The sequence below is a fragment of the Faecalibacterium sp. PGM34 genome (genome assembly GCF_054456555.1).
Map to the genome: position 1 here is coordinate 2,852,667 of NZ_CM136898.1, position 12,860 is coordinate 2,865,526.

The 12,860-nt window shown below is 55.0% G+C and carries 12 protein-coding genes and 1 riboswitch; of the genes, 7 read left to right on the plus strand and 5 right to left on the minus strand.

What is annotated here, in order from left to right:
* Positions 1-370: 370 nt before the first annotated feature.
* The 6 genes from ACXPUX_RS13940 (at position 371) to ACXPUX_RS13965 (ending at position 5,382) form a co-directional block, all read left to right on the plus strand.
* Positions 371-655 (plus strand): helix-turn-helix domain-containing protein, encoded by a 285-nt coding sequence (locus ACXPUX_RS13940; protein ID WP_097800061.1) that lies wholly within the window; start codon positions 371-373, stop codon positions 653-655.
* A gap of 529 nt (positions 656-1,184) precedes the next feature.
* The gene (locus tag ACXPUX_RS13945) at positions 1,185-1,952 is read left to right on the plus strand and encodes a type II toxin-antitoxin system PemK/MazF family toxin (protein WP_458828769.1); all 768 of its coding nucleotides are present in this window, start codon (positions 1,185-1,187) and stop codon (positions 1,950-1,952) included.
* Positions 1,949-2,734 carry a DUF6551 family protein gene (locus tag ACXPUX_RS13950; protein WP_158405284.1) on the plus strand — a complete coding sequence of 262 codons (786 nt, stop codon included), beginning with the start codon at positions 1,949-1,951 and terminating at the stop codon, positions 2,732-2,734. Before ACXPUX_RS13945 ends, ACXPUX_RS13950 begins: the two co-directional genes overlap by 4 nt.
* Positions 2,735-2,764: 30 nt before the next feature.
* A complete protein-coding gene (locus ACXPUX_RS13955; RefSeq protein ID WP_458828770.1) occupies positions 2,765-3,010 on the plus strand; it encodes a helix-turn-helix domain-containing protein in 246 nt (81 codons plus the stop codon).
* 90 nt (positions 3,011-3,100) lie between these two features.
* Positions 3,101-3,991 carry a helix-turn-helix domain-containing protein gene (locus tag ACXPUX_RS13960; RefSeq protein ID WP_458828771.1) on the plus strand — a complete coding sequence of 297 codons (891 nt, stop codon included), beginning with the start codon at positions 3,101-3,103 and terminating at the stop codon, positions 3,989-3,991.
* Entirely contained in the window at positions 3,991-5,382 is a 1,392-nt protein-coding gene (locus ACXPUX_RS13965; RefSeq protein ID WP_458828772.1) for a tyrosine-type recombinase/integrase, read from the plus strand. The genes ACXPUX_RS13960 and ACXPUX_RS13965 overlap by 1 nt, the downstream gene beginning before the upstream one ends.
* Positions 5,383-5,465: 83 nt before the next feature.
* Here ACXPUX_RS13965 and ACXPUX_RS13970 read toward each other — a convergent pair whose 3' ends face one another.
* From ACXPUX_RS13970 to ACXPUX_RS13990, 5 genes are all read right to left on the minus strand, one after another.
* A complete protein-coding gene (locus ACXPUX_RS13970; RefSeq protein WP_207642876.1) occupies positions 5,466-5,633 on the minus strand; it encodes a hypothetical protein in 168 nt (55 codons plus the stop codon).
* Between the two features lie 536 nt (positions 5,634-6,169).
* Positions 6,170-7,084, minus strand: coding sequence for a CinA family protein (locus ACXPUX_RS13975; RefSeq protein WP_458828773.1), 915 nt, complete (start codon positions 7,082-7,084; stop codon positions 6,170-6,172).
* Positions 7,085-7,117: 33 nt separating this feature from the next.
* Positions 7,118-8,437, minus strand: a complete 1,320-nt coding sequence (locus ACXPUX_RS13980) for a competence/damage-inducible protein A (RefSeq protein WP_458828774.1) — start codon at positions 8,435-8,437, stop codon at positions 7,118-7,120.
* Positions 8,438-8,444: 7 nt separating this feature from the next.
* Positions 8,445-9,644 (minus strand): tRNA uracil 4-sulfurtransferase ThiI, encoded by a 1,200-nt coding sequence (gene thiI, locus ACXPUX_RS13985; RefSeq protein WP_458828775.1) that lies wholly within the window; start codon positions 9,642-9,644, stop codon positions 8,445-8,447.
* Between the two features lie 35 nt (positions 9,645-9,679).
* A complete protein-coding gene (locus ACXPUX_RS13990) occupies positions 9,680-10,831 on the minus strand; it encodes a cysteine desulfurase family protein (protein WP_458828776.1) in 1,152 nt (383 codons plus the stop codon).
* Between the two features lie 158 nt (positions 10,832-10,989).
* Positions 10,990-11,076: riboswitch (ZMP/ZTP riboswitch) on the plus strand.
* Between the two features lie 51 nt (positions 11,077-11,127).
* On the opposite strand from ACXPUX_RS13990, the gene ACXPUX_RS13995 reads away from it, so the two are divergent.
* Positions 11,128-12,789 carry a formate--tetrahydrofolate ligase gene (locus ACXPUX_RS13995; protein WP_458828777.1) on the plus strand — a complete coding sequence of 554 codons (1,662 nt, stop codon included), beginning with the start codon at positions 11,128-11,130 and terminating at the stop codon, positions 12,787-12,789.
* Positions 12,790-12,860: the final 71 nt, after the last annotated feature.

Sequence of the window (12,860 nt, forward strand, 5' to 3'; positions counted from 1 at the left end):
AAAATTTCTCAGGAGATTCCCTAAATAGGATAAAAATGGCCCTATGTGACTTTTGTGAGATGTTCATAAGACTTTCGTAAGACCCTCGTGTGATATGCTTATACGGCACGAATCGCTGCCTTGTAAGCTACCACACGAGGTTTTTCTTTTTTGGCAATTTTCCAAGGCTTTCGATTCGTCCGAATAAAAACATATCGAAAGCCTGAGATGCATTAAAGGCCGAGGATACTTATACTGCTTTCCATTTTCGGATGGAAAGGTATCGGTAACCTTTTCTTTTAATGCGTCTTTTTTTCGCTGAGAAAAGCCCGTAAACTGTCCCACAGTGAAGTGTCCTCAACCTCCGCATCCGGCGGAAAGGACCTTCATTATGTTCAGTACGAAAGAATTTGGTCAGCGTGTCAGCAATCTTCGGAAAGTTCGCAATCTTACCCAAGATGAGCTTGCATATCGAGTAAATGTAAATAAAGGTCATATTAGCCGAATTGAGCGTGGCACAGTTGCTTGTTCCTTAGAACTTCTTATTGATCTTTCAAATGAGTTGCACACCAGCACGGACTTTCTTTTAACCGGTATTGGCCCTTCTAATGATTTTGCCAAAGAGGAAATCGACACTGCCATCAGCATTCTTTCTTCCATAAAGCAACTGCTGTAAATTCAAAGTTTGGAATTTTCTTCCAAAAATAGGCCTACTAAGCCTACAAGGTAGGCCTACGAGGCCCACGCATTTCACAATTTGAGCCGCTATACTATAAGCAAGCCAGACAACATCTGGCATCCGCCCCTTGAAAACTGAACACGCATTCTTCAGTCACGTTCCTGTGATGATGAGCCACGTCCGTAACAAATGCGATGATCTCCCACTGAGGGAATGAGCGGTAGGTTGACGGTAAATGGATGACAGCTTCTCCATAGCTATGATCCATCACAGAATAATGATACTTCTGCCTTCGGGCAGCTCGGTGAGAACCACGGAGAGGTGAGAACCCTATGGATTCGGTACGCTGCCGGACGGCTGAAAGTTTTCCCACTCGAAAACAGAGTTTTCGTTTTCCGGGGGTGTCGGGGACAAGTACGGAAAGGTATAAAACTATAAATCGCAGCATTTTTGCTGTTTGAGATAGTAGGGTGGGCTGTGCGAGCAGCCCACTGTTACATATACGGATAGAGAGGAGAAATCTAAATTGGCAACACGAGGCAAAAAAGAGAAAGAGTATCCACCTATGCCCGCAAACTGGATGTACAAGCGCGGGGATGTCTACATGATGGATCTGAATCCTTACAGCGGTTCCGAGCAAGGCGGCATCCGACCTGCCATTGTTGTCCAGAACGATGACGGTAATTTTTATTCCAATGTTCTTCTGGTCGTTCCGCTGACAACACAGATCAAAAAGCGAAATATGCCAACGCATTTTGTTCTGCACAATCGCTTTTTGAGTGCACCATCTATGGCGATCTGCGAAAGTCCGCGCCCCGCAGATAAATCCAGAGTGTTAAGCTACCTTGGGCACCTGTCCAAATATGAAATGCGGCAAGTGTCAGTGTGTCTGCAATACAGCTTTGGGTTCATTGGATACAAGTCATTCCGAAAATACCTTACGGCTCCTCCGCAGGAGGATGTTCTCGCCGCTGCAAAAGAGCTGCTCTCCCAGCAGTTTCAGAATCTTCGTGTGCTGAACAGTCAGCCCCCTGCTCTCGCCAAGCACACAAAAGGCGATCTACATAGCATTGAGCAGATATCGGAAAGGATGCTCTCCACCCCGACGGAATCTTCTGTTGAGTTCATGGTTGCAGAACTGGATGATGCGCTTCAATCGCTTATGTTCCGCTGGAATATCTGTTATGAACGGTATTCCGCTTTCCGCTTATCCGATAACGAAAAGAAGAAAATCGGTTTGATTATCCAATCAGGAATTGATTTTCTGCAAAAGAAGAAGGAGGTTCCTTTATGATGAACGCAGTTGTAAAACCTTACCATGAGATGTGCCTGAACAGCAGCGAACTGATCGTGCCGCGCGACACTTATCAGCGTGCTCTTCACCCCGCTCGTGTTGCCCGCATCGCAAAAGAATTTGACGAGCGGGTTGCCAATGAGCCGAAGATCAGCTTCCGGGATGGTCACTACTATGTGATGGACGGACAGAACACCATCGCTGCACGGAAATTTCTGAACGGCGGCGACGATCTTCAGATTCGTTGCAAGGTCTACTTTAACATGACCGAGCAGGAAGAAGCCCTCCTGTTTGCACAGCAGACAGGCATTTCGGAACGGCTGAGTGCCGGGCAGAAACTCCGTGCCCTGATTTTTGCAGGGGAGCCTGCTGCCGTTGCATTCCAGCAGGCCACCGAATTGGCTGGCGTTCATCTTTCTTTTGAAGAAGGCCGAGGCAAGCAGCGGATCAGCTGCATTGCAACCGCCTATCACGAATTCATCCGGCTGGGTCCGGAACTGTATATCGAATCCCTTGATGTTTTGCTGAACGCTTGGAACGGCGAACCTGATTCCATGAGTTCCGCAAACCTGCTCGGCATCTGCCGCTTTGTAGAACTGTATCACTCCGAATATAACAAAGGCCGCTTGATTGCCAAACTGCGGCAGGTCGATGCGTTCACGATTTTTCGCCTTGCTCGAACCGCAGGCGTAAGCCTTCCCGGCAAGACGAAGTACCTTCAGCAGGTCTATACTATTTATAATGGTGGAAGCCGCCGGGCTGCACTGCCGCTCAAGTTTTAACTCAATGTATAATCGAAGAGGTTTTATCCCATGAATAATTGCGAAGAAAAAATACTTACTGCATCTTCCACCCCCACGCCCGTAGTACAGGATATCCGCTGTTACACGATTGAAGATCTGATGGCAATGCTGATTTTAAGCCGCCCCACCGTCTGTCGTCTGCTGAAGCAGAATGAATTCCGCTGGTTCAAAGTTGGTGGTGCCTATCGTATCTCCAAAACCAGCTTCGATGCGTGGCTGAACGATGGCATTATCGAACCCAATCCTGCTGTTTGACATCCTCAACATTTCAAGCGAAATCTGCTATTCTTTAGCCGGGACGAGAAATCCCGGCTAAACTTTTACATAGATAGAGAGGTGTCTTTCATGGATGATATGCGGAATACTCAGGCTCCCTTATACGGAAAAGCTGAACCTGCCACCGCTAAAACCACCATGTCGGTTCGTGAGATGCAGCATCTTCTCGGTCTCGGCAAAACGGATAGCTATTGGCTGCTTCATAAGAATTTCTTTGAAGTCATTCTGATAAACGACAAAATGCGTATCGTTATTTCCAGTTTTGAAAAATGGTACGCCAATCAGGTCAAATATCATAAGGTCAATGGTCCTCCACCGGGCGAGGAACTTTGCAAGCGGTCATATTCTATTTTGGAAGTTGCTGAAATATTAAAGGTAGACTCTGACACTGTCTATACACTCATCCGTCAGGGAAAGTTGAAAGCAGAAACGGTAGACTTCTGGATGCGGATTCCGAAAGAGGAATTTGAGCGTTGGTATCGGTCACAAAGCCGCTACCGCACTGCGGCTGATCGAGAGCGTGACCGGGAGATTGAAGCACAAACCATCTCCATCCCAGAAATGGCAAAACTGCTCGGTATTCCAAGAGAAAAGGTCTACTGGATTCTCGACTGTAAAAAATACCGAGACTGTTTCGTTATTGAGCGCGTGGCCGACAGGCGGCGCATTACCAAAACAAGTTTTGAAATATGGCTCAACAGCCAATCTACATATCGACTCCAAGAACCAGTCATAGAAGCGCATGAAGAGCCACCACTGGAACTGAAATGCCCTAAAAGCGGAAAGTATTACAGTTTTCAGGAGATTCAGGATTTCTATGGTGTCAGCCGCACCACGCTTGTAACATGGATTCGTGAGGAAGGAATTCCCACAATTGATGTAGGGCGGGCAAAACGCGTCCGAAAAGATGTATTCGATGATGTTCTGAAATCCAAACGTAAAGTAGAAGGAGATACATAATGGCCAGCATTATCAAGCGCAACAATAATTTCTGTGTTGTCTATTCCTATAAGGATGCAGATGGCACCCCCAAGCAGAAGTGGGAAACCTTTACTGACCTTTCGGATGCCAAGAATCGCAAGAAAGAGGTCGAATACAAGGAATCAGTTGGAACCTTTGTAGTTCCGCAGTGCAAGACCCTTAACGACCTGCTTCCTGAATATGTTGCCCTCTATGGAAAAAGCAAATGGGCACTTTCAACCTATCAGGCAAACACTGCACTGATTGCCAATTACATAGCTCCGCTCATCGGCTCGATGAAGTTGCAGGATATCACCACCCGCGTGATCGAGGGGTATTATCAGCGGCTGCTTAAATACGAAGCCGTTGACCCTATGTGTGGAAAGCGTCAGCATCAATACGTTTCTCCCGGCACGGTTCGTTCGGTTCACAAAATTTTGAGAAGTGCCTTTGAGCAGGCTGTAAAGTGGGAACTTATGGAAAAGAATCCCTGTATTTATGCCACCTTGCCCAAATACACTGCAAAGAAGCGTGATATCTGGACTGCCGAGACCTTGTTCCATGCCTTAGAAGTCTGTGATGATCCACGGCTCCGGCTCTGCATCAACCTCTCCTTCTCTTGTTCTCTGCGCCTTGGCGAACTGCTCGGTTTGACTTGGGATTGCGTGGATATCTCTCCTGAAAGCATCGAAGCCGGGCGAGCCTCCATTTACATAAATAAGGAATTGCAGCGTGTAGACATTGCTTCGCTAAACGCCTTGGAAAACAAAAATGTCATCACTCGTTTTCCCTCGCTGAGTTCCCGCTGTACCACGGTTCAGGTTCTGAAAAGCCCCAAAACAGACAGCAGTATCCGAACCATCTTTCTCCCCAAAACAGTTGCTGAAATGCTTGTCCAATATAAAGCCGAGCAAGACATGACAAGGGATGCACTGGGCACAGAGTACGCTGACTATAATCTTGTGGTCGCCGGCCCGCTGGGAATGCCGACCGAACAATCCACCATCAACGGTGCATTGAAGCAGCTGATTGAGGAAAACAATCTTCCCAAAGTAGTTTTCCACAGTTTTCGACACTCCAGTATTACATACAAGCTCAAGCTGAACGGCGGCGATATCAAAGCCGTGCAGGGCGATTCCGGTCATGCACAGGCTTCGATGGTCACCGAGCAGTACGCACACATTCTGGATGATGATCGGCGTTTGAACGCACAGCGATTCGACGATTTCTTCTATCAGCATCATGGTGCAGAGCCTGAAATGCCCCATCAAACAGCGCAGTCCATCCCTGAAAACAGTGCGGTCGATGCCGACGCGGCAGCAGCACTTACCAAATTGCTGGCTAACCCCTCTATGGCCGAACTCATCAAAAATCTTGCAAAGAACTTATAAGCCCCTATACATAAACAGCGACAGCTTTCCGATTGGGAAAACTGCCGCTGTTTGTTTTTAAGAATATCTTGACTGAATTAAGATCAGGCGGGTTTCTTTGTATCCAGTGCCTTTACTTCTTCAACAGGAAGCTGAACCGACCGAGCAATTTCTTCATAGGTCATTTTTCTAACTTCTAGCAAAGATTTTGCAATTTCAATCGACTGCTCATGCTTTGTTTCTTCTCTCACTTCTTCAAATGCTCTGCACATCGTTGCCACTCCCTTACTTAAAGTAAGAATACCATAAGCCCCTTCCTTTTACAAGACAATGCGCATTTCCATTCGCACTGTTACATAGACCAGAGTTTTCTCGCAGAAAGCTCTGAACTTTTTCTATTGAAAACATTTGTCCATCACACCAGCTACGGCTGTATGGTCTGGTTCACGAATGATAAACAAGCAAATATCCGTAGGGAAACGTACACTTCCCAGCTAATGAAAGGTGGGCATTTTACAATGAACCTTCCACTTTTCATTAGCTCTGCTAATTTTCTGCTAATGAAAAGCCTTTTACTCGTTTTATTTCGGGGTTTGTGTTCTTTACTCGGATTGACAGCGCAACAAAAAATCCATTGATAAAACGTTACTTGTTTTACCTACTTTTGTCTAGAATTTATTGCTTCAGCCCCTACTCCTAAGCGGAAGGCCGTGTGTTCGAATCACATCGGGGACGCCAGTGCAAAAACCAAGCCCGGAAGGTCTGCGAACCCTCCGGGCTTGCTTTTTTATTGAAAGCGCCGCCGCACTCACACCAGCCTTGCCCCGGCGTGGGGCAGGCTTTCTGCGCCAAGGCTCTGCAGTTTTTGAGGCAGGGCGGCAAGGTCGCCGCCGGTATAGTACCAGCCCGCAGCCAGTGCTGCCAGTGCCAGCAGCAAAAGCACCACCAGTGCCTTGCACAGCCGGTGATGCTTCGGGCGCGGCGGCGCGGGCGTTGCCGCCGCAAGGGCGGCAGGGGTCAGGGCGGCATCCGGTACTGCTCTGCCGTAGGGCTGCCAGTTTGTGCCCCCAGCCTGCGGCAGACCGCAGGCGGCACGGCGCAGCATATCCAGCAGCCACAACCCGGGGTTCTCGTCCGGCGATACGCACCGCAGCCAGCAGCCCTTTTTGCCTGCCACCAGCAGCAGCCGACTGTGGGGCAGCTCCGCACAGCCCACCGCCAGCGCGGCGCCGGTCAGCCGCTGCATGGCCTGCACCCGCGCCAGTGTGCGGGCAGGCTCTGCCTGCGGGGCTTTGCGCAGCTTCCGGCTGAGCCGGGCGGTGAGCGCGGCGTTGGCGTAGCTCATAGCGCCAAAATCGAACACCTTTTCCGCACCGGGAAGGTTCTCCAGCCGGGTCTCCAGCAGCGCCCCGGCGGCGGCATCGCTGCACACCAGCAGCTTGCGGTGCTGTTTCAGTGCCTGCACTGCGGCAGCGGCAAGGGTCTGCTCTCCTTCCCCGTACAGCGCCGGGGCAAGGCTTGTCCGCAGCAGCTGTACCGCCCGGTGCAGCTCTTGTGCGGTGTTGCTTTGCAGCGCCACCAGCGTTTCCGCACCCCGGGTGCGGCAGTGTACCGTGCCCTGCCAAGTATCCGGCAGGTTTTCCACCGCCTTTTGCACGGTCTGCTCCGGCACACCGAACAGCCGCAGCACGCAGCCTGCCGGGCGCTCTTCCTTATTTGTCATGACGCATCCCCCCTGCGGCCGCAGGGGCCGCGCTTACTCTGCCCGCAGGGTCTCGTCCAAGGCGGTCAGGGCGGCGGGGTCATGCTGTGCGCTCTCGGCCAGCACCTGCGTACCGGCCGGGGTCTTGCCCTGTGCCAGACGCAGCGCCATTTCCAGCGCGGTCTGTGCGGCGCGGGCGCGGATGAGCGCACGGTCCGGGCGGGAGACGAACAGCTTTTTCACATAGACCTTGTCTCCCCGGGCAGCGCCCAGATACACCGTGCCCACAGGCCGGACGGCGTCACCGCCGCCGGGGCCTGCCAGACCGGTAACACTGACCGCGATATCCGCACCGGCGGCTTTTGCCGCGCCCAGCGCCATCTGCGCCGCCACAGGAGCCGACACCACATTATATTGCGCAATGACCGCCGGGTCCACCCCGACAAGCTTCGCCTTGGCCTGCTCCCAGTAGGTCACAAAGCCGTAGCCGAACACCTCGCTTGCGCCGGACACGTTGGTCAGGCGCTGAGCGATCATGCCGCCGGTGCAGCTTTCGGCGGTGGCAATGGTCAGGCCGTTGGCCTGCAGCGTGTGCACCACCGTCTCTTCCAGTCCGGCGACATCCTCATCATACACCGCATCGCCCAGCAGATCATAGAACTTTTTGGCGTAGGCGCGGCACATGGTCTGCGCATCGGCGTCATTCTGCGCCCGGGCGGTGATGCGGATCTCGCACTCACCGGTCTTGCAGTAGATGGCGGCGGTGGGGTTCGGGTTTTCCAGCAGCGGACGCACCCGGTATTCCAGATTGCTCTCGCCGCCCAGCACCCGCAGCGTCAGGCTGTGCAGGGCGCAGCTCTGCCGCGCCAGCAGCAGCGGGCGCACGCTTTCCTCCCACATGGCCTTCATCTCGTGGGGCACGCCGGGCATCAGCACGGCACAATGGCCGTCCTGCTCGAACCATGCGCCCGGCGCGGTGCCGTGGTGGTTGACCACCTTATGCCCGTGCACCGGCACCATGGCCTGCTTGCGGTTGTTGGGGGTGGTCTCGCGCCCGGTGCGGGTAAAGAAGTCCACGATCTTCTGCCACTCCTCCGGGTCAAAGGTAAGGGTGTCGCCAAAGCAGGCAGCCACCGTCTCCTTGGTCAGGTCGTCCGCCGTGGGGCCCAGCCCGCCGGTGAACACCAGCAGGTCGCACCGCTGCTTTGCCTCGTTGACAAAATCCGCCAGACGGCCATGGTTATCGCCGATGGTGCTCTGCCGCCGGACGGTGATGCCCAGCGCGGCCAGCTCCCGGCTGAGGTACTGGGCATTGGTGTTAAGAATGTTGCCGAGCAGCAGCTCGGTACCGACACTGATGATTTCTGCTGTCATGGACAAATCAACCCTCGAATTCTACCTGATCGGTGATGCGCACCCGGATGCGCTCGGTCTGCTCTGCGGCCTCGGCCTCCAGCGCGGCAAGGCCGGGCATGGCGGCTTCGGCGGCAAGGATCTCCTCCAGCTCGGGGCGGATCTTCGGGTGCGGCGGGGTGAAGATGGTGCAGCAGTCCTCGTAGGGCAGGATGCTGGTCTCAAAGGTATTGATATGGCGGGAGGTCTCGATGATCTCGGTCTTGTCCATACCGATGAGCGGGCGCAGAATGGGCAGATCCTGTGCGGCATCGGTGCACTGTAAAGCCTTGACGGTCTGGCTTGCCACCTGTGCCAGACTTTCGCCGGTGACCAGCGCTTCGCAGCCCTGCTTTTTGGCGATCACATTTGCAATGCGCATCATGCTGCGGCGCATCAGCACCGTGAACAGCACATCCGGGGCGTTATCCCGGATGTATTCCTGGGGTTTTGTGTAGGGCACCACAAACAGGTTGGCGCTGCCGGTATATACGGTAATAAGCTGCGCCAGAGCCCTTACTTTTAGTTTTGCGCGTTCGGAAGTATACGGAGGAGACGCAAAATGGATGTGATCCAGTGCCAGACCGCGTTTTGCCATACGATAGGCCGCCACCGGGCTGTCGATACCGCCGGAGAGCATATTCAGGGCACGGCCGCTGGTGCCCACGGGCAGACCGCCCTCGCCCGGTATTTTGGGGCCGTGAATATACGCACCGTAATCGCGAATTTCCACAATGACCTTGAACTGCGGGTTACGCACATCCACCTTCAGGTAGTTGTGCTTGCCCAGCAGGTAAGCGCCCAGCTCCCGCATCAGTTCCGGGCTGGTCATGGGGTAGGTCTTATCGGCGCGGCGGGCTTCCACCTTGAAGGTACGGATGCCGTGCAGCGCGCTGCCCAGATAGTCCTCAGCGGTCTGGCAGATGGTATCAAAATCCTTTTCGCACACCACGGCGCGGCTGAGCGCGGCAAGGCCGAACACCTTACTGACCCGCTCAAAGGCCAGGTCCATGTCCACGTCCTCTTCCTCGGGTTCCATATAAAAGGTGGACTGGGTGCAGTACACCTTGAACTTGCCCACCGTCTTAAGGCGGTAGCGCAGGATCTTCATCATGGCTGCTTCGAACTGGTTGCGATTGAGGCCTTTCAGGGACATCTCGCCCTGATAGCCCATAATAATTTCCTTCATAAATGTTGCATCTCCTGATGTAGGATTTGTGATTTTTACTTTCTGATCTTCTGCAGGTGCTTCATGCCGTCCTCGAAGCGGTTGAGGAAGGCATCCACATCCTCCGGGGTGTTGTCGGCGCAAAAGGACACCCGGATGGCGGTGTCGATGGCAAGCGGGTCGCGCCCCATGGCTGCCAGCGTGTGGCTGGGCTGACCGCGCCCGCAAGCGCTTGCCGAGGAAACGTAGATCTGCTCCTCGGCCAGAAAAGCCAGCATCGTCTCGCTCTTGATGCACATCTCGCTGAAGTTCAGCACCTCGGGCACGGCGTTCTCCGGGCTGTTGATGACCACCTCCGGGAAGGCCTTCAGCCCCTCCCGCAGCTGCCGGTTCAGCGCACGCATGGCATTGTCCCGGCTCTTCATGGTCTTTGCCAGACGGGTGGCCGCTGCGGCCAGACCCATGGCGTAGGGCAGGTTTTCGGTGCCGGGGCGCATCTGCCGCTCCTGCTCACCGCCCAGATAGGGCGGCTGGAAGGCCTGCACCAGCCGGTCGGAAAGGTAGAGCGCACCAATGCCCTTGGGGGCATGGATCTTGTGGCCGCTCACCGAGAGCGTATCGATGTTGTCCAGCTTGATGGGCACACGCATCCACGCCTGCACTGCGTCCACATGGACGATGGTGCGGCTGTTGCGGCGCTTTACCTCGGCGGCAAGGCGCTCCACATCGTTGCGGGTGCCGATCTCGTTGTTCACCATCATGCAGGCCACAAGGATGGTGTTTTTGTCCACCCGCTCCAGTATGGCGGCAATGTCCAGCGTGCCGTCTGCCCGGGGTGCTACCACGGTAACGTCGTAGCCCTGCTTTGCCAGCCGCTCCAGCGGCCGCTGCACGCTGGGGTGCTCAAAGCCGGACACCACGATGCCCTTGCCGAAGGTACGGGTCTGCACCGCACCCAGCAGCGCCAGATTGTTGCTCTCGCTGCCGCAGGAGGTGAAGTACAGCTCCCGGCTTTTGCAGCCCAGCGTGCGCGCTACGGCGGCGCGGGCGGCGTTCAGGGCTTCTTCACTGCGCGCGCCCGGGCCGTACAGGCTGGAAGGATTTGCCCAGTGCTCCCGCATGGCCTTGTCGATGACGTCCGCCACCTCCGGCGCTACGATGGTGGTGGCCGCGTTGTCCAGATAATGTAACTGAGGGTTTTGCAGCATAAACGGATTTCCTGCTTTCTGTCGTTGTTTTCATAATAACCCAGAATAAGTATAGCACAAACCTTTGGATAACGCAAAAAATTTTCTGCATTTATGGGTGATTTTTGTAACTGTACCTCCTTGACAAACACCCCGGTGGTGTGCTATCTTTACAGCATAGACCGCATCCCTGCTGACGGAACCTTGTGGAGCACCACAGTGCAGGGGTGCATGGGATGTCAATGCCGACCGTCTGGGCAGCCTTGCGCAATTGCTGCGCAAAGCTGTCCTTTTTTGCTATCAAGGAGGATGTCTGTATGAAGACCGATATCGAGATCGCGCAGGAAGCTAAAATGAAACCGATTACCCAGATCGCAGCTCAGCTGGGTCTGGAGGAGGAAAGTGTGATCCCCTATGGCCGCTACAAGGCCAAGATCGACCACCGGCTGATCCACAACGCCAAAAAGCAGGGCAAGCTGATCCTTGTCACCGCCATCAGCCCCACCCCTGCCGGTGAGGGCAAGACCACCACCAGCGTAGGTCTGGCCGATGCCATGAACGCGCTGGGCAAAAAGACCATGCTCTGCCTGCGCGAGCCCAGCCTTGGCCCCGTGTTCGGCGTAAAGGGCGGCGCTGCCGGCGGCGGCTACGCACAGGTGGTGCCCATGGAGGATATCAACCTGCACTTTACCGGCGACCTGCACGCCATTGGCACCGCCAACAACCTGCTGGCTGCCATGATCGACAACAGCATCCAGCAGGGCAACCCGCTGAATATCGACCCCCGCCGCATCACTTGGAAGCGCTGCATGGACATGAACGACCGGCAGCTGCGGTTCATCGTGGACGGTCTGGGCGGCAAGGTGAACGGCACCCCCCGCGAGGACGGCTTTGACATTACTGTGGCCAGCGAGGTCATGGCCATCTTCTGCCTTGCCACCAGCATCTCCGACCTGAAAGAGCGGCTGTCCCGCATCGTGTGCGCCTACACCTACGATGGCAAGCCGGTGACCGCCGGCGAGATCGGCGCAGCCGGTGCCATGACCGCCCTGCTGAAAGACGCATTGGACCCGAACCTTGTGCAGACGCTGGAAAATAACCCCGCCATCATCCACGGCGGCCCCTTTGCCAACATTGCCCACGGCTGCAACAGCGTGCTGGCCACCAAGCTCAGCCTTTCGCTGGCAGACTACACCATCACCGAAGCAGGCTTCGGTGCGGATCTGGGTGCGGAGAAGTTCTTGGATATCAAGTGCCGCTATGCCGGTATTGCTCCCTCTGCCTGTGTGCTGGTGGCTACCGTGCGCGCCCTCAAGAGCCACGGCGGCGTAGCCAAGGCAGACCTGAACCAGCCCAACCTCGAGGCCGTCAAGGCCGGTGCTTCCAATCTGATCCGTCACATCGACAACCTGAAGAACGGCTTCGGTCTGCCGGTGGTGGTGGCCATCAACGCCTTCCCCACCGATACCGCCGAGGAGCAGGCCTATGTGGAGCAGGTCTGCGCCGAGCAGGGCGTGCCCTGCGTGCTGAGTGAGGTATTCGCCAAGGGCGGCGAGGGCGGCAAGGCACTGGCTGAGAAGGTGCTGGAGATTCTGGAGGATCGTCCCATCCAGTACACCTACCCGCTGGAGATGCCCCTGAAGGACAAGATCAACGCCATTGCCACCAAGATCTACCGCGCCGACGGTGTGAATTACAGCGCCGCCGCCAGCAAGACGCTGGCCGAACTGACCGAGATGGGCTATGGCAACCTGCCCGTGTGCATTGCTAAGACCCAGTACAGCTTCAGCGACAACGCCAAGCTGACCGGTGCCCCCACCGGCTTTACCATGGAGGTACGCGAGGTGCGTCTGGCCGCCGGTGCTGGCTTTGTGGTGGTGATCTGCGGCAACATCATGACCATGCCCGGCCTGCCCAAAAAGCCCGCCGCCATGAACATCGATGTGGATGCCGACGGCAAGATCACTGGTCTGTTCTGAGCTGGCGCTCTCAGCCCTTTTTGCAGCAAAACGATTTTGATGGTCTCCGCTTCGCTCTGACCATAAATCAA

What these genes read in the sequence shown, in the direction of transcription:
- ACXPUX_RS13940 (WP_097800061.1), top strand. Translation starts at nt 371, where the DNA reads ATGTTCAGTACGAAAGAATTTGGTCAGCGTGTCAGCAATCTTCGGAAA.
- ACXPUX_RS13950 (WP_158405284.1), top strand. Translation starts at nt 1,949, where the DNA reads ATGATGAACGCAGTTGTAAAACCTTACCATGAGATGTGCCTGAACAGC.
- ACXPUX_RS13955 (WP_458828770.1), top strand. Translation starts at nt 2,765, where the DNA reads ATGAATAATTGCGAAGAAAAAATACTTACTGCATCTTCCACCCCCACG.
- ACXPUX_RS13960 (WP_458828771.1), top strand. Translation starts at nt 3,101, where the DNA reads ATGGATGATATGCGGAATACTCAGGCTCCCTTATACGGAAAAGCTGAA.
- ACXPUX_RS13965 (WP_458828772.1), top strand. Translation starts at nt 3,991, where the DNA reads ATGGCCAGCATTATCAAGCGCAACAATAATTTCTGTGTTGTCTATTCC.
- ACXPUX_RS13970 (WP_207642876.1), bottom strand. Translation starts at nt 5,633, where the DNA reads ATGTGCAGAGCATTTGAAGAAGTGAGAGAAGAAACAAAGCATGAGCAG.
- ACXPUX_RS13975 (WP_458828773.1), bottom strand. Translation starts at nt 7,084, where the DNA reads ATGACAAATAAGGAAGAGCGCCCGGCAGGCTGCGTGCTGCGGCTGTTC.
- ACXPUX_RS13980 (WP_458828774.1), bottom strand. Translation starts at nt 8,437, where the DNA reads ATGACAGCAGAAATCATCAGTGTCGGTACCGAGCTGCTGCTCGGCAAC.
- thiI (WP_458828775.1), bottom strand. Translation starts at nt 9,644, where the DNA reads ATGAAGGAAATTATTATGGGCTATCAGGGCGAGATGTCCCTGAAAGGC.
- ACXPUX_RS13990 (WP_458828776.1), bottom strand. Translation starts at nt 10,831, where the DNA reads ATGCTGCAAAACCCTCAGTTACATTATCTGGACAACGCGGCCACCACC.
- ACXPUX_RS13995 (WP_458828777.1), top strand. Translation starts at nt 11,128, where the DNA reads ATGAAGACCGATATCGAGATCGCGCAGGAAGCTAAAATGAAACCGATT.